Source organism: Micromonospora sp. DT228 (genome assembly GCF_049841595.1).
Classification (GTDB): Bacteria; Actinomycetota; Actinomycetes; order Mycobacteriales; family Micromonosporaceae; genus Micromonospora.
This window is the reverse complement of record NZ_JBNCKO010000010.1, coordinates 123,600-138,932: the sequence shown is the minus strand read 5'-3', so window position 1 is coordinate 138,932 and position 15,333 is coordinate 123,600. Positions and strand designations below refer to the sequence as shown.

General features: G+C 72.4%; 12 protein-coding genes. 4 read left to right on the top strand and 8 right to left on the bottom strand.

What is annotated here, in order from left to right; all coding sequences use genetic code 11:
* Position 1: 1 nt before the first annotated feature.
* Positions 2-2,119 carry a glycogen debranching protein GlgX gene (gene glgX / locus ACLQ29_RS21175; protein WP_425773222.1) on the bottom strand — a complete coding sequence of 706 codons (2,118 nt, stop codon included), beginning with the start codon at positions 2,117-2,119 and terminating at the stop codon, positions 2-4.
* 500 nt (positions 2,120-2,619) lie between these two features.
* Here glgX and ACLQ29_RS21170 point away from each other — a divergent pair, with 500 nt between their 5' ends.
* Positions 2,620-3,891, top strand: coding sequence for a glycosyltransferase family 4 protein (locus ACLQ29_RS21170; protein WP_425773342.1), 1,272 nt, complete (start codon positions 2,620-2,622; stop codon positions 3,889-3,891).
* A gap of 1,037 nt (positions 3,892-4,928) precedes the next feature.
* Here ACLQ29_RS21170 and ACLQ29_RS21165 read toward each other — a convergent pair.
* The 4 genes from ACLQ29_RS21165 to ACLQ29_RS21150 form a co-directional block, all read right to left on the bottom strand.
* Positions 4,929-6,212 carry a citrate synthase gene (locus ACLQ29_RS21165; RefSeq protein WP_425773221.1) on the bottom strand — a complete coding sequence of 428 codons (1,284 nt, stop codon included), beginning with the start codon at positions 6,210-6,212 and terminating at the stop codon, positions 4,929-4,931.
* Positions 6,213-6,375: 163 nt separating this feature from the next.
* Positions 6,376-8,430: a sulfatase-like hydrolase/transferase gene (locus ACLQ29_RS21160; RefSeq protein WP_425773220.1), complete on the bottom strand. Its 2,055-nt coding sequence runs from the start codon at positions 8,428-8,430 to the stop codon at positions 6,376-6,378.
* The gene (locus ACLQ29_RS21155) at positions 8,423-9,853 is read right to left on the bottom strand and encodes a class I SAM-dependent methyltransferase (RefSeq protein ID WP_425773341.1); all 1,431 of its coding nucleotides are present in this window, start codon (positions 9,851-9,853) and stop codon (positions 8,423-8,425) included. The genes ACLQ29_RS21160 and ACLQ29_RS21155 overlap by 8 nt, the downstream gene beginning before the upstream one ends.
* A 17-nt stretch (positions 9,854-9,870) precedes the next feature.
* Positions 9,871-10,020: a hypothetical protein gene (locus ACLQ29_RS21150; protein ID WP_007459587.1), complete on the bottom strand. Its 150-nt coding sequence runs from the start codon at positions 10,018-10,020 to the stop codon at positions 9,871-9,873.
* 198 nt (positions 10,021-10,218) lie between these two features.
* On the opposite strand from ACLQ29_RS21150, the gene ACLQ29_RS21145 reads away from it, so the two are divergent.
* Positions 10,219-11,067: an arginase family protein gene (locus ACLQ29_RS21145; RefSeq protein WP_425773340.1), complete on the top strand. Its 849-nt coding sequence runs from the start codon at positions 10,219-10,221 to the stop codon at positions 11,065-11,067.
* A 24-nt stretch (positions 11,068-11,091) separates the two neighbouring features.
* Here the strand turns inward: ACLQ29_RS21145 and ACLQ29_RS21140 are convergent, their stop codons facing one another.
* From ACLQ29_RS21140 to ACLQ29_RS21130, 3 genes are all read right to left on the bottom strand, one after another.
* Positions 11,092-12,597 carry a sensor histidine kinase gene (locus tag ACLQ29_RS21140; RefSeq protein WP_425773219.1) on the bottom strand — a complete coding sequence of 502 codons (1,506 nt, stop codon included), beginning with the start codon at positions 12,595-12,597 and terminating at the stop codon, positions 11,092-11,094.
* Complete coding sequence (locus ACLQ29_RS21135; protein ID WP_425773218.1) at positions 12,575-13,330, bottom strand: response regulator transcription factor; 756 nt, start codon at positions 13,328-13,330, stop codon at positions 12,575-12,577. Before ACLQ29_RS21135 ends, ACLQ29_RS21140 begins: the two co-directional genes overlap by 23 nt.
* Before the next feature lie 104 nt (positions 13,331-13,434).
* A complete protein-coding gene (locus ACLQ29_RS21130; protein WP_425773217.1) occupies positions 13,435-13,665 on the bottom strand; it encodes a hypothetical protein in 231 nt (76 codons plus the stop codon).
* Positions 13,666-13,864: 199 nt separating this feature from the next.
* Here ACLQ29_RS21130 and ACLQ29_RS21125 point away from each other — a divergent pair, with 199 nt between their 5' ends.
* Together ACLQ29_RS21125 and ACLQ29_RS21120 are read left to right on the top strand one after the other, a co-directional pair.
* Positions 13,865-14,830, top strand: a complete 966-nt coding sequence (locus tag ACLQ29_RS21125; protein ID WP_425773216.1) for a serine/threonine-protein kinase — start codon at positions 13,865-13,867, stop codon at positions 14,828-14,830.
* A 70-nt stretch (positions 14,831-14,900) separates the two neighbouring features.
* On the top strand, positions 14,901-15,326 hold the full coding sequence (locus ACLQ29_RS21120) for an OsmC family protein (RefSeq protein WP_425773215.1): 426 nt from the start codon (positions 14,901-14,903) through the stop codon (positions 15,324-15,326).
* Positions 15,327-15,333: the final 7 nt, after the last annotated feature.

Below are 15,333 nucleotides of genomic sequence, written 5' to 3'. Positions count from 1 at the left end.
GTCAGATCGTCCTCTCCAGCACCACGAGGGACCGGTCCGGCACCCGGATGGTGCCGCCCGCGCTGATCACGGTGGCGTCGCCCGGTTCGGGTTCGGCCGTGCTGATCACCCGTTCCCACTTCTGGCCGTACTCGGAACCGGGCATGGTGAAGTCCAGCGGCGCGTCGTGGGCGTTGAAGCAGAGCAGGAACGAGGCGTCGTGGTGTTTCTGGCCGTACTGGCCGCGTTCGCGGATGCCCTCGCCGTTGACGAACAGCGCCACCGAGCGGCCGAAGTCGTTGCCCCAGTCGTCGGCTGTCATCTCCCGCCCGTCCGGGGTGTGCCAGGCCAGGTCGGGCAGCGGCTCGTCGATGCCGCGCCCGTTCACCGGCAGGCCGGTGAAGAACCGGCGGCGGCGGAACACCTGGTGCCGTTTACGGAACGCGGTCAACGTCTGGACGAACTCCAGCAGGTGCTCGTCGACGTTGTCCCAGTCGATCCAGGCCAGCTCGCTGTCCTGGCAGTAGACGTTGTTGTTGCCGTGCTGGGTGCGGCCCAGCTCGTCGCCGTGGCCGATCATCGGGACACCCTGCGACAGCATCAGCGTGGCCAGGAAGTTGCGCCGCTGCTTGGCCCGCAGGGCGAGCACCGCCTCGTCGTCGGTGTCGCCCTCGACCCCGCAGTTCCAGGAGCGGTTGTGGCTCTCGCCGTCGCGATTGTCCTCACCGTTGGCCTCGTTGTGCTTGTCGTTGTACGACACCAGGTCGTTGAGCGTGAACCCGTCGTGCACGGTGACGAAGTTGATGCTGTGGAACGGGCGGCGGCCGTCGTCCTGGTAGAGGTCGGCGGAGCCGGAGATGCGCGACGCGAACTCGGCGAGGGTGGCCGGCTCACCGCGCCAGAAGTCCCGCACGGTGTCGCGGTATTTTCCGTTCCACTCCGTCCACAGCGGCGGGAAGTTGCCCACCTGGTAGCCGCCGGGGCCGACGTCCCACGGCTCGGCGATCAGCTTCACCTGGCTGACCACCGGGTCCTGCTGGACCACCTCGAAGAACGTCGACAGCCGGTCCACCTCGTAGAACTCGCGGGCCAGGGTGGCCGCCAGGTCGAAGCGGAAACCGTCGACGTGCATCTCGGTCACCCAGTAGCGCAGCGAATCCATGATCAGTTGCAGCGAGTGCGGGCTGCGCACGTTGAGGCTGTTGCCGGTGCCCGTGTAGTCGACGAAGTAGCGGCGGTCCTCCTCGCTGAGCCGGTAGTAGCTGGGGGCGTCCACGCCCTTGAAGCTCAACGTGGGGCCGAGGTGGTTGCCCTCGGCGGTGTGGTTGTAGACCACGTCGAGGATGACCTCGATGCCGGCCGCGTGCAGCGCCTTGACCATGCCCCGGAACTCCTGCACCTGCTGGCCGGTGCGGCCCAGCGCCGAGTAGCCGTGGTGCGGGGCGAAGAACCCGATGGTGTTGTAACCCCAGTAGTTGCGCAGCCCCAGGTCGCTGAGGCGGTTGTCGTGGATGAACTGGTGCACGGGCATCAGCTCGATCGCGGTCACCCCGAGCTGGGTCAGATATTCGATCATCGGCGGGGAGGCGATGGCCGCGTACGTGCCGCGCAGCTCCTCCGGGATGTCCGGGTGGCGCATGGTCAGCCCGCGCACGTGCGCCTCGTAGATCACCGAGTGGTGGTAAGGGGTGCGCGGCGGCTTGTCGTTGCCCCAGTCGAAGTACGGGTTGACGACCACCGACTTCGGCATGAACGGCGCCGAGTCGGTCTCCGACATCTTCTCCGGCTCCGCCATGTCGTAGTCGTAGACCGCCGGGTCCCACTGCACGTCACCGTCGATGGCCTTCGCGTACGGGTCGAGCAGCAGCTTGTGCGGGTTGCAGCGCAGCCCGTTGGCGGGGTCGTACGGGCCGTACACCCGGTAGCCGTAGCGCTGCCCCGGCTCGATGCCCGGCAGGTACGCGTGCCACACGTAGGCGTCCACCTCACGCAGCTCGACGCGGCGCTCCGCGCCGGTGTCCCACTCGTCGAAGAGGCAGAGCTCGATCCTGTCGGCCACCTCGGAGAAGATGGCGAAGTTGGTGCCCATCCCGTCGTAGGTGGCGCCCAGGGGGTACCGCTCGCCCGGCCAGACCTGCATGTTGCTCCTTAGACCATGGTTGTGCCCGCACCGGCCGACGCATGCCCGCGCGCACGCAGGTAATGCCCCCCGCCCGGGAGCGCCAATCCATCCTTTCAGGCGGTGCCGGAAAACCACCCGTCTGCTGCGGGCAACACCCTCAGGTGTCCTCCGTCACGATGACCCTTTTTGAGGTGCGTTCTCGGGCTCGATGGACTTTCCTTGATCGGGGACAAGCGTTCGTGCGCGTTCCGCCTGGCCTTCGCCACCCCTTACACCTCACTCCGCCGCCACCGACGCCGGCGTATCACCATGCATGGACGGAGATTGATGTGACCCTGCGGGTCGACGAGCAGCACACAGCCACCAAGGACCGGGCCCACCGGCCCACCCTGACCTCCCGGTCCCCGCTCCCGACCCAGCCCGGTCTCCCCGCGCAGCCCGGTCTCTCCGCGCAGCCCGGCGCGACCGTGCCGGCGCAGCCCGGCCCCGGGGTGCCCCCGCAGACCCGTCGCATCCTGATGCTGTCCTGGGAATACCCGCCGGTGCTCGTCGGCGGCCTCGGCCGCCACGTGCACGCCCTCTCCGTCGCCCTCGCCGCCGCCGGCCACGAGGTCACCGTCGTCACCCGCCACACCGACGGCGCACCCATGGAGGAGTACGCCGACGGCGTCCGCATCCTGCGCGCCCCCGAAGACCCGGTCACCTTCCCCCTCGCCACCAGCTCCCTACTGGCCTGGACCATGGCCTTCAACCACACCCTCACCCGCACCGCACTACGCGCCACCCAGGCCGGCAGCTACGACGTCATCCACGCCCACGACTGGCTCGTCGCCCACACCGCGATCACGTTGCGCGACCACCTGGACATCCCGCTGGTCAGCACGATCCACGCCACCGAGGCCGGCCGGCACCAGGGCTGGCTGCCCGAGGAGATGAACCGCACCATCCACGGCGTCGAGCAGTGGCTCACAAGTGAGTCCGGCCGGGTGATCGTCTGCTCCGGTTACATGCGCGACGAGGTGAACGCCCTCTTCGACGTACCGACCGCTCGGGTCGACGTGGTCGCCAACGGCGTCGAGCCGCACCGCTGGCGGGTACCGGCCCGCGCGGTGGCCGCCGCCCGCGCCCGGTTCGCCGGGGACGGCAAGCTCGTCACCTTCGCCGGCCGCCTCGTCTACGAGAAGGGCGTCCAGCACCTGATCGCCGCGCTGCCCCGACTGCGCGAGCGGCACCCCGGGCTGCGCGTCGTGATCGCCGGCGACGGCCCGTACCGCGCCGAGTTGGAGGCCGAGGTGCACCGCCGTGGCCTCGGCGGCATGGTCACCATGCCGGGCTTCCTCGGCGGCACCGACCTGCCGGCGCTGATGGCCGCGTCCGACTGCTTCGCCGTGCCGAGCATCTACGAGCCGTTCGGCATGGTGGCCCTGGAGGGCGCGGCAGCCGGCGCGCCCCTGGCCGTCGCCGCCACCGGCGGCCTCGCCGAGATCGTCGAGCCGGGCGTGACCGGCATGACCTTCCGCCCGCACGACCCCGACGGGATCGCCGACGCGGTCGACGCGCTGCTGTCCGACCCCGACCGGGCCCGTGTCATGGCCCGCCGCGCCCGCCGGATGGTCCACGACCAGTACGGCTGGTCGGCGATCGCCCAGCGCACCGCCGCCAGCTATGCCGCCGCCATCCACCACGACGCCGCGTTCACCGCCGAGCGCGCCGAGCAGCGGATGTCGCGGGGCCGCGCCCTCCCGGCGCTCCCCGAGGGCAACCTCCTCGCCGCCGCCGGCCTGCGCTGACGGTCCGCCCGCCCTTTGCCCGTTTGCGGTTGATCGACTCGGTTTCCTTGAAGTCGCGGTGTCCCGATGCCTGGAACCCCCCGACTTCCCGGAAGCCGAGTCGATCGCGTTGTGGTGAGCGCGCTGCAGCTCCGCGCTGGGTAGCTGAGCCGTTGTGCGCCGGGCCGCGCGGTGCACCGCCGGGCCGCTCAACCCTGGATGCCAGCTCGCCGGTCGCCGCCTTGATCGCACTGGGCCTGATGCCGATGCCGGTCAACCTGCCGCTTTTCGAGTCAGCCGGTAACCATGACGAACGGGCTGCCTGGGTCTCCGATGGGGCACCGGGCAAGGACACGGTCGCCACCAGCGCCACCGGCACACCTGCCCAGCGGCCCGGATGCCGTGACGTCGAGCGCGCCCGCACGCGGGAACATCCCGTGTCCTGTTCGCGCCCTGTAGAGCTGCCCCAGAAATGGGGCGGCTACAGCCATCCGAGCGCGAGCGCGGGTACGCGTCGGCGGAGACGCCGTCGAGGCACGCACGGAGACACCGCCCACGCACGCACGGAGACAGCGCCCACGCACGCACGAGACAGCGCCCACGCGCCTGCGGTGCCCCTGATCGACTCCGTTTCGCCGAAATCGGGCTATCAAAGCGGGGCTGATACCGCGATATCAGCGATGTCGAGTCGATCATCGGCGGATCAGCTCACCCGGCCCCGCCAAGCCCGCCCCACACCTGAGACAGCCCCGCCCCGCACCCGGCACAGCAACACCACCACCAGCGCCCACACGTGGGGCAGCCCCGCCCCACCACCACTACCACCCCACACCCGGCACCACCCCACAGCCGGCACCACCCCACACCCGGCACCACCCCACACCCGGCACCACCCCACACCCGGCACCACCCCACCCACTACTGCCCCACACATGGGGCAGCTCTACACGGTCGAGAACAGGGACCAGGGGTGGGGACGTACGGACGGGAGAGGTTGCGCCGCAGGCCGCCGGCCCGGATCGGGTCGGCGGCCTGCGGGTGGTGCGGAGGAGCGGAGGTCAGCGCTCGGCGAAGGGGACGTAGTCCCGCTCGGGCGCGCCGACGTAGACCTGCCGGGGACGGCCGATCTTGGTCTCCGGGTCGCTGATCATCTCGCGCCACTGGGCGATCCAGCCGGGCAGCCGGCCGAGCGCGAAGAGCACCGTGAACATCTTCGTCGGGAAGCCCATGGCCTTGTAGATCAGGCCGGTGTAGAAGTCCACGTTCGGGTAGAGCCGACGGGAGACGAAGAAGTCGTCCGCGAGGGCGATCTCCTCCAGCTCCATGGCGATGTCCAGCAGCGGGTCGGGCTTGGCCATCCGGCCCAGCACGTCCTGCGCGGCCTTCTTGACGATCGCCGCGCGCGGGTCGTAGTTCTTGTAGACCCGGTGGCCGAAGCCCATCAGCTTGACGCCGTCCTCCTTGTTCTTGACCTTGCGGACGAAGGAGCGGACGTCGTCGTCACCGGCGTGGATCTGCTGGAGCATCTCCAGCACCGCCTGGTTGGCGCCGCCGTGCAGCGGGCCGAACAGCGCGTTGACGCCGGCAGAGACCGAGGCGAAGAGGTTGGCGTTGCTGGAGCCGACCAGGCGCACGGTCGACGTGGAGCAGTTCTGCTCGTGGTCGGCGTGCAGGACGAACAGCATGTCCAGCACCTTCGACATCACCGGGTCGACCTCGTACGGCTCCGCCGGCACGCCGAAGGTCATCCGCAGGAGGTTGTCCACGTACCCCAGCGAGTTGTCCGGGTAGAGCAGCGGCTGCCCGATGGACTTCTTGTAGGCGTACGAGGCGATGGTGGGCACCTTCGCCATGAGCCGGACCGTGGAGATCTCCACGTGCTCGGAGTCGAACGGGTCCAGGCTGTCCTGGTAGAAGGTGGACAGGGCGCTCACCGCGGACGACAGCACCGCCATCGGGTGGGCGTCCCGGGGGAAGCCGTCGAAGAAGCGACGCATCTCCTCGTGCAGCAGCGAGTGCCGCCGGATCCACTCGGTGAACTCGGTCAGCTGCTGCTCGGTCGGCAGCTCACCGTAGATGAGCAGGTAGGAGACCTCCAGGAAGGAGGACTTCTCGGCCAGCTGCTCGATCGGGTATCCCCGGTAGCGCAGGATCCCCGCGTCGCCGTCGATGTAGGTGATCGCCGATGAGGCAGCCGCGGTGTTGACGAAACCGGGGTCGTACGTCGTCATCCCGGTTTCCTTCAGCAGCTTGCTCACCCCGATACCGGCGGGGCCCTCGACCGCGGAATGTACCGGCATCGACAGCTGCCCACCGGGGTGATCGAGCTTGACTTCCGTCATGTGGTTCCTCGCTTCGCCGGCAGATCTACGTTGAATTGCCTTCGCTTCTACCGTAATTGCGGCTCGGGGGACAACGCCCGCCGTGGTTCGGCGGTGAGGCATGCGTCACCCGATTCCCGACCGGGGCACCGGGAAACCCCTCATCCCAGTACCCGAGACCGGCTCAGGACAGGGCGAGGCGTCGCAGCGTACCGTCCGTCGCGACCTGGAAGACGTCGAGCTGGTTGCTCCCGGCGCGGAACAGCTTGTCGTCGCTGAGCAGGGCGGCGAACCGACGTCCGCCGGGGTCGGGTGGCACCACCGGGACGACGGCGCCGATCCGGCCGTTGACGGCCACCGCCAGCAGCGTGCCGTCCGGGATCCGGTCCGGGACGTCGCCCCAGACGAGCGCCGGGAGGGTGCCGGTGTCCGGGTCCGTGGCCGTGAACGCGGCCAGGTCGGCCACCCGGGCGTTGCCGCCGGCCGGTCCCGCACGAACCTCGGTGCCGACCAGGGGGTGCGGTGTCGGCAGCGGCGGCGGGGCGGGCACCCCGCCGGGGAAGGTGAGCGGAACGCCCGGGCGGTCGTAGAAGTGTTTCGTGCCGTCGGTGCGGGGGGCCTGCTGGGCGGAGCGGCCGTCGACAGGCCAGGGCAGCCGGAGGTTCGCCTCGTCGGCCACTGTCGGCAGCAGGTCGACGTGTTCCCAGTTGCGGTCGTCCACCCGCCCGGCCTGCTGCCGGGGTTCCTTGACGAACATCGGCACCCAGGCGACCTCACCGGCGGCGGCCTTGATCGCGTCCAGGCCCCGGCCCTGCGCGCCGGGGCGGAAGCTGACACCGTGGTCGGCGGTGACCACGACGAGGGCCTGGTCGTAGAGGCCGCTGGCGCGCAGCGTCCGCAGGGTTTCGCCGATCAGCCGGTCGGTGTAGCCGAGTTGGGCGAGGTGGCGCTGCCGGGCCAGCTCGATCCAGCCGGCGCCGTCGTTGGGCAGGTCCTCGGGGGCGTCGTAGCGCGCCCCGGAGGGCAGGTACGCCCACGGCGAGTGCGGCATCAGCAGGTGCAGGAAGTGCAGGGTGGGTCGGGGTGTCGGCCGCAACCCGGCCAGGAAGCTGGTGAACCGGGCCGGTTGGTTGTCGTCCAGGCTGTCCCAGCGGAACGTCGGGTCGGCCGGCACCGGTTCGGCGGCGTCCAGGCCGGCCTCGGCCCGGGTCTGCTCCCGGTAGGAGTCCTCCGGGTCGACGGCGCTCTCCGTCGGCCCGGCGAGCTGGCCGAGCAGCCTGCCGGTCTGCCGGGCCAGGACGCCGAGCCCCTGTTCGGGGGCGACCGGTTGGTCGCAGCGGCTGGGCGGGCACAGTCGGGTGATGCTCTCCTCGGCGCGGATGTCGTACAGGCCGCCGAAGGCGGTGAAGATGTTGTCCGGGTACTGCGAGTAGTGCGGGGCGACCGGCTTGGCCGGGTACCGGCCGGTGAGCATCGCGGGCAGCGCGTTGGGGGTCCAGCCGCTGACCCCGGTGGCGTTGCGGTACCAGGTCGAGCCGGCGGCCAGCTCGGCGAAGTGTGGGTACCTCGCGGCGTCGATCCGTCCGTCCGCGCCGAGCAGGCTGACCAGCGGCAGCTCGTCGAGGATCAGCATGACCACCGGCGGGTGCACGCCGGTGCCCTGCGCGGTGCCGGCCGCCCCGCCGTCGCCGCGCGGCAGCACCACCGCCGAGGTGGGTGAGACGAGCAGGAAGAGCGCCACGAACGCCACCGGCCCGGCGGCGGCCAGTCGCAGCACGCGGCCCGGCGCCCGCCACCGCCGGTGTGCGGCCGCGCCGCCGGCGCCGGCCAGCACGGCCACGAGCAGCAGGGGTACGCCCCGAAGCGGCGTCACGTGTCGGCCCACCTGCACGGCGAGGGCGGCGAGCAGCAGCCCGACCAGCCCGGTGTGGGTGACGGCGCGGGCCCTCCGGCCGGCCAGTCGACTGAGCGCGCCGAGCAGTGCCACCGCGCTCGTGGGCAGCACCGCCACCAGGGCGGTCAGCAGCAGGATCTGGGCCGGGCCGGCGCGGTGGAAGAGGAAGAAGTCGGGGCTGCGGCCGAGCACGTCCAGCAGTGGCTGGGTGACGACGAGCCCGACCAGCGCGGCCACCTCCAGCAGCCGGCCCAGCTCGCCCCGCCAGCCCCGAGCCCACCGCCCGAAGGCCGAGCGCGGCCCGCCGACCGAAACCGGCCCGCCGACCGGGGCCGGGTCAGCCACCCACCACCGTCCGGTAGAGCGTGCGGGTGCCCGAGGGCAGTTCCAGCCGGTCGGTGATCCGGCCCCGGGCGGCGAGCAACGCCTCGAAGGTGTCGCGCCGGTAGTCCGGGAAGAGGCCGGCGGGCTTGTTGGCGAGCAGCCGGGTCGCCATCGGGTCCTCCGGCCCGACGAACTCCACCACGATGGCGCCGCCGGGCGCGGTCAGCCCGGTCAGCCAGTCGACCACCTCCGGCAGCGGCACGTTGCGCCCGATCGCCAGGTGGTGCACCACGGCCAGGGCGAGCACCACGTCGGCGCAGGCCCGTGCGGCGAAGCCGGCCCGCTCGACGCTCCGCCAGCCGCCGCCGGGTGACGGGTCGGCGAGGTCCAGCACCAGCGGCAGGATGCGGCGCTGTCCCTCGGCGCGTAGCTTGCGGTACAGCTCGTCGACCACCGCCGGGTCCTGTTCGACGGCGACCACGTAGTCGGCGTGCCCGGCGGCCAGTCGGGAGTACCGGCCGTCGTTGGCGCCGAGGTCGAGCACCAGGCGCGGGCGGGTGCCGGCGGCCACCGCGGCGGCGACGAACTGTTCCTTCGCCACCCGGTCGCGGGCCGAGTAGCCGCAGGTGTGCTGGTAGTCCGACCAGTGGCTCTCCGCCGGGCGATGGTCCAGCTTGCGGACCAGTTTCTGCATGCCGCGGACGGTGGCCAGCAGCAGCTCTCGGGAGAAGCCGGCGGCCCGTAGCTGGTCGCGGACGTCGGTGGTGCTGGCGGCGGCGTTGCGGCGCTGCATGGCACCGTGCAGGTGCAGGTGGGTCAGCACGCCGGGGCGCAGCCGGCGGGTCCCGCTGAACAGGGGCCGGAGTTCGTCGGCCTCGATGCCGTCGACCCGGGCGCGCAGCCAGGGTTGGAAGTCGACGCCCAGGTGGGCGGTGAGCATCAGCGGATAGAGCACGGTCTGGCAGAACTGCCGGTAACCGGCCCACGGCTCGTCCTCGCGGACCGGCTCGAAGGAGCCGATGTCGATGAAGACCGGCTCGGCGCCGCGCCACTGCAGGTTGTACGCCGAGCCGTCCTTGGTGGTGAAGCCGTCGGCGAGCGCGGCGCGCAGGATCTCCAGGTGCAGCAGGGCGGCGTCGCGCAGCATGCCGAACGACCACTCGTACGGGTGGGAGACGAACGGGATGCGCTCGTGGCGCAGTACGGCGGCCCAGGGTGCGCCGGCCGCGGCGGGCACGAGTGCCGACGGGGCGTCCTCGGTGGCGCAGATCTTGCGTGCGGCGACCAGGGCCGGGAAGAACGTGCTGCCGGCCAGGGCGCGCCAGTGCTCGGCGGCCTGCGGGTCCAGCCCGCGCAGCACCTCGTCGCCGACGTGGAAGACGCGGTTGGCGGGGTCGCGGAAGGAGGCCGGCTCCTGTCGTACCTCGGTGGGTGAGATCGCCATCGTGGGGACCGGCCCGCTCACCGCTGGTCGGTCGGTTGCCGGCGGAACCTGTCGACGAGGCGTCGCCAGTAGAGCTTGGCGGCGACCGCGGCGCCGGCCACCCCGCCGACGACGGCCTGCACGATCAGGCTGCCGGATCCCGCGTCCAGGTAGGCCAGATGTATCACCGATCGCTCCTTGCCCTCGCCCGTCCCGACCCCGGTCCCAGGCGTACACCATGAGGCTTTTGACCCAGAAAGCCGGACTTGTCCCTCACCGTACGCCGCTCGTCATCGCCGTCGCGGGCACATTCGCGGACTCCCAGCCTCGCCACAGAATGTGGTCGAAACGCCCCACCGCGCCGGTACGCTGCGGACGTGCGCTGGATGATCGTGGACGCCCCGCTGGACTCCTCCGGCGCTGGGCGCGGCGAGGAACGGGCACCGGCCGCGCTGCGCCGGGCCGGCCTGCACGACGCCCTGTCCGCCGACGACGGCGGGCAGATCGACGAGGCCCGGTTGCGCGACCCGATCCGAGACCCGGCCAGCGGGGTGATCGGCGCCGCGGGCCTGGTCCGGGCCGGTGGCGCGATCGCCGCGCGGGTCGGCGCGATCCTGGCGGACGGCCGTCGACCGCTGGTGCTCGGCGGGGACTGCGCGATCCTGCCCGGCATCTGCCGGGCCCTGCCGCCGAAGACCGAGCTGTGGTTCGTGGACGCCCACCCGGACTTCCTCGACGGCGCGACCTCCCCGACCGGTGAGGCCGCCGACATGGACCTCTCGGTGCTCACCGGGCACGGCCCGGCCGCCGCCGTCGGCCCGGACGGCACGCTGATCGAGCCGAGCCGGGTCCACCTGCTCGGGCACCGCCCGGCCAGCGACGAGAGCAGCCGGGTCGAGGCGGCCCGGATCGACCCGGCGATCCAGCAGGTGAACGCCGCCGAGGTGCTGCGCCGGGGCGCCGCGACGATCGGGGCGGGCCTGGCCACCGACTCCGACGGGCCGGCCTGGCTGCATCTCGATCTGGACGTGGTGGACCCGCGGGATCTGCCGGCGGTGACCTACCCCGAGCCGGACGGGTTGCGCTGGGCCGACCTGATCGCCCTTGTCACCCCACTGGCCCGTGCCGACCGCCTGCTCGGGATGAGCGTGACCGACCTGAACACCGACGAGGACCCGGACGGGCGTCACACAAGGCGCGTCGTCGAGGTCCTCGCCGAGGTGCTGCGCGGCTGACCCAGACCTGTCCCCGCGAGCCGATCAGGTGTCCGCGCTGGCATGGGGCAACCGGACGGTGAACACGGTCCGGCCCGGAGCGCTGTCCACCGCGACGGTGCCGTGGTGGGCCTCCACCACGGCCGCGACGATCGCCAGGCCGAGGCCCGTGCTGCCGTGCTCCCGGGACCGGGAGCTGTCACCGCGCGCGAAACGTTCGAACATCTCCGGTCGCAGCTCCGCCGGCACCCCGGGCCCGTCGTCGGCGACGGTGAGCACGGCGTTGTCGGCGTCGACGGCAAGCGTGGTGACGACCGTGCTGCCCGGCGGGGTGTGCACCCGGGCGTTGCCGAGCAGGTTCGCCACCACCTGGTGCAGCCGCGCGGCATCACCGGGCACCCGGATCGCCACCTCGGGCAGGCCGAGCTGCCAGTGGTGGTCGGGGCCGGCGACGTGCGCGTCGCTGACCGCGTCCACGAGCAGGGCGGTCAGATCGACCGGGTCCGCCGCGAGCGGCCGACCGGAGTCGAGTCGGGCCAGCAGCAGCAGGTCGTCGACGAGGCGTGTCATCCGGGTGCTCTCCGACTCCACCCGGCGCAGGGCGTGCGCCACGTCGGCGGGGACCTCGTCGCGCCCACGCCGGGCCAGCTCCGCGTAGCCGCGGATCGCCGCGAGGGGCGTCCGCAGCTCGTGGCTGGCGTCGGCGACGAACTGGCGTACCCGGGTCTCGCTGGCCTGCCGCGCGGACAGCGCGTCGGCGACGTGGCCCAGCATCCGGTTCAGCGCCGCGCCGACCTGGCCGACCTCGGTACGCGGGTCGGTGTCCGCGGTCGGGACCCGGACGGCGAGTGCCACCTCGCCGCGGTCCAGGGGCAGTTCGGTGACCCGGGTGGCGGTGGCGGCCACCCGGTTGAGCGGGCGCAGCGTGGCCCGCACGATCAGCGCCCCGGCGGCGCCCGCGATGAGCAGCCCGACGGCGACCACCCCGGCCTGTGCGGCGAGTTGCCGCCGGACGGTCTCCCGCACACCGGCCAGCGGGACGGCGACGACGCGTACCCGGCCGTCCCAGTACTGCCGGGCCACCGCCCGGTAGTCGCCGCGCGCGCCCAGGTCGACGGTGCGCGGTCGGGCGTCGACCGGCAGGTCCGCCAGCGCGGCGACCTCCCCGACAGCGACGGTCTGCTCGTCCGGGAACGGGTCGTCGCCCGAAGGGCTGTCGGTGAGGGTCCGGGCGCTGGTCACCCGGCCGCCGGTGATCTCGGCGACCACCGTGCCCGACGGGGACCCGGGTGGGATGGCCGGGCCGCTGCCCGGGAACGCCGGCCGTCCCGGACGGTCACCCCGCATGACGGTGGCGGGCGCCAACTCCGCGTCGATCCGGGCGATCAGGACGTGCCGCAGCGCCACCGTGGTGAGGCCGGCGACGGCGACGCTTACCACCGCCAGCAACGCGACAAGGGCAAACACCAGCCGGGTACGCAGGGAACGGCCGGCCAGCCACCGGCGGGCGGCGCGCAGCGGGTGGCGGTTACTCGGCGGGTCTGAGGACATAGCCCGCACCGCGCAGCGTGTGGATCATCGGCGCCCGACCGGCGTCGATCTTCTTGCGCAGGTACGAGATGTACAGCTCCACCACGTTGGCCTGGCCGCCGAAGTCGTAGTGCCACACCCGGTCGAGGATCTGCGCCTTGCTGAGCACCCGGCGTGGGTTGCGCATCAGGTACCGCAGCAGCTCGAACTCGGTAGCGGTGAGGGTGATCAGGTGGCCGTCGCGGCGGACCTCGTGGCTGTCCTCGTCGAGGCTGAGGTCACCGACGGTGAGGACCGCGTCCTCCCGGGCGGCGACGGCGAAGCCGGAGCGGCGCAGCAGCGCGCGCAGCCGGGCGATCACCTCCTCCAGGCTGAACGGCTTGGTCACGTAGTCGTCGCCGCCCACGGTCAGGCCGGCGATGCGTTCCTCGACGGCGTCGCGGGCGGTCAGGAAGAGCACCGGGACGGTGGGGGCGTGCTCGCGCAGCCGGCGCAGCACCTGGAAGCCGTCCAGGTCGGGCAGCATCACGTCGAGGACCACTGCGTCCGGCTGGAACTGCCGGGCGGTGCTCAACGCCGCCATGCCGTTGCCGGCGCTGCGGACCTGCCAGCCCTCGTAGCGCAGCGCCATCGACAGCAGGTCGGTGAGCGTCGCCTCGTCGTCGACCACCAGCACCCGGACGGGTTCGCCGTCGGGGCGACGCAGCTCGATCCGGCTCGGCGCGGTCTGCCCGTGTGTGACCATGGCGCCCATCGTGGCCGCGACGTCTGTGCCACGCCCCTGCGGGAGCTGTGTGCCAGCTGTGCGGCCGGCCCGACCCGACGCCGGCGTCGCCACCGGTCAGCACCGCCTCGTGGTCACTCGGACACCCCGTACGCGTCGGTGCGCACGAACCGCATGCTCCAACCGCCCGCGTCGTCGGGCCGGTCGCGTTCGTAGAGGTGGTCCGGGCCGGGCTGCATGGGCCCGGCGCCGTCCGGGTGCCGCATGATCCAGCGCGGTGGTGGGGCGCCGTCCGACCCGGCCGGCAGGAGGCGGACCAGGCCGTCCGCCGGTCCGCCGACGAAGCGTACGGTGACCTCGCTCATCGCGGCGTCCCCCCGGGTGACCGTGCCGGCACAATCGGTGACGCCGGCTCTGGCTCGCAAGCTACCGCACCCGCCGCCGTCGGCGCAGCGCGGTACGCGCGCCGATCCCCCCGAACACCGCTGCGGTTTGCCCAGCTTGGCGCTCGGGTACCGCGACCGGAGCACCCGCCGTCGGCGGAGCGAGGGCGAGGAGTGGTCGATGCGCACACTGGACGGGCGGTATCAGCTCGAGCAGCGCATCGGTGTGGGTGGGATGTCCGAGGTGTGGCGGGCGCACGACCTGGTGCTGGACCGGACGGTCGCGGTGAAGCTCATCCTCCCCGGTCCGGACGACCAGGACGGCCGGCACCGCCAGGGCGGCCCGGTGGACCGGATCCGCGCGGAGGCCCGGTCGGCCGCCCGCCTGGTGCACCCGAACGTGGCGAGCGTGCACGACTTCGGCACCGCCTCGACCTGGCCGGGTCGGGCGGTGCCCTACATCGTGATGGAGCTGGCCGAGGGTGAGACGCTCGCCGCGCACCTGCGGGCCGGGCCGCTGGACTGGCGGATCGCGGTACGGGTCTGCGCGGAGGTCGCCGCGGCGTTGGCCGCCGCGCACGCCGAGGGCATCGTGCACCGTGACGTCAAGCCCGCGAACGTCATGCTCACCCCGTCGGGCGTGAAGGTGCTCGACTTCGGCATCGCCATCCCCGCCGGCGCACCCGATCCGACCCCGACCGGGATGGTGTTGGGCACCCCTGCCTACCTCGCGCCCGAGCAGTTGGAGCGGGCGCCGGCCACCCCCGCCTCCGACATGTACGCCCTCGGCGTGGTCCTCTACTACTGCCTGACCGCACGTCTGCCGTACCAGGCGAACACCAGCAACGAACTGCTCGGCGTACGTCGCAGTCAGCCACCGGAGCCGCTGCCCGAGATCGACGGGCTCCCGCCGGAGGTGGCCGAGTTGTGCCACTCCTGCCTGGCCGACGATCCCACGCTACGCCCGAGCAGCATGGTCGCGGCGCTGCTGCTGGCCGAGGCCGTGGACGCCCGGGTGTACGTGCCGATGGCGATCCCGGTGACCCGCCGGCCGGCGCTGACATCGGCGTGGACCGAACGGGCCGCCGCCGAGGCGACCGAGGCGGTGGCCCTGCTCGACGAGCCGGAGGCGGCCTCCGGGCGCTGACCGCGGAAGCGACGGCGTTTCGGCGGGCGGGGGCCGGGTAGGCGACCTGCCGAGCGACGGGAGAAACGCGATGCCGGATCCGAGTTCCTGGCTGCGTGAGGCCACCGCGACCGCCGAGGGCGGTCACGTACGCACCGACGATGGCGGGCTCTCCACCCCGCTGGCGTCGCCACTGGCGGCGCACTGCACGGGGCTGCGACCAGAGCAGTTGCTGGCCGCCGCCTTCGCGTCCTGCCTGCACCACGCGGCGGTGGAGGCGGCCGGTGAGATCACCGACGAGGCGCACACCGTGCAGGTGCGCGCGGAGGCGAAACTGGGGCGTGACGACGACGGTCTCTACCGGGCCGACGTGCACGCCTCGATCTCGTCGGCCGGCCTGAGTCGAGATCAACTGGCCGACCTGGTGGAGTACGCGGACCGTCTCTGGCCGTTCTCCAGCGGCGACACGAGCCGGCATCGGTTGACCGTCACGCCAGCGGAGAACGGTCGCCACTGACGCCCGG

What these genes read in the sequence shown, in the direction of transcription:
- ACLQ29_RS21140 (WP_425773219.1), bottom strand. Translation starts at nt 12,597, where the DNA reads ATGTCCTCAGACCCGCCGAGTAACCGCCACCCGCTGCGCGCCGCCCGC.
- ACLQ29_RS21170 (WP_425773342.1), top strand. Translation starts at nt 2,620, where the DNA reads ATGCTGTCCTGGGAATACCCGCCGGTGCTCGTCGGCGGCCTCGGCCGC.
- ACLQ29_RS21120 (WP_425773215.1), top strand. Translation starts at nt 14,901, where the DNA reads ATGCCGGATCCGAGTTCCTGGCTGCGTGAGGCCACCGCGACCGCCGAG.
- glgX (WP_425773222.1), bottom strand. Translation starts at nt 2,119, where the DNA reads ATGCAGGTCTGGCCGGGCGAGCGGTACCCCCTGGGCGCCACCTACGAC.
- ACLQ29_RS21165 (WP_425773221.1), bottom strand. Translation starts at nt 6,212, where the DNA reads ATGACGGAAGTCAAGCTCGATCACCCCGGTGGGCAGCTGTCGATGCCG.
- ACLQ29_RS21125 (WP_425773216.1), top strand. Translation starts at nt 13,865, where the DNA reads ATGCGCACACTGGACGGGCGGTATCAGCTCGAGCAGCGCATCGGTGTG.
- ACLQ29_RS21155 (WP_425773341.1), bottom strand. Translation starts at nt 9,853, where the DNA reads ATGGCGATCTCACCCACCGAGGTACGACAGGAGCCGGCCTCCTTCCGC.
- ACLQ29_RS21130 (WP_425773217.1), bottom strand. Translation starts at nt 13,665, where the DNA reads ATGAGCGAGGTCACCGTACGCTTCGTCGGCGGACCGGCGGACGGCCTG.
- ACLQ29_RS21135 (WP_425773218.1), bottom strand. Translation starts at nt 13,330, where the DNA reads ATGGGCGCCATGGTCACACACGGGCAGACCGCGCCGAGCCGGATCGAG.
- ACLQ29_RS21145 (WP_425773340.1), top strand. Translation starts at nt 10,219, where the DNA reads ATGATCGTGGACGCCCCGCTGGACTCCTCCGGCGCTGGGCGCGGCGAG.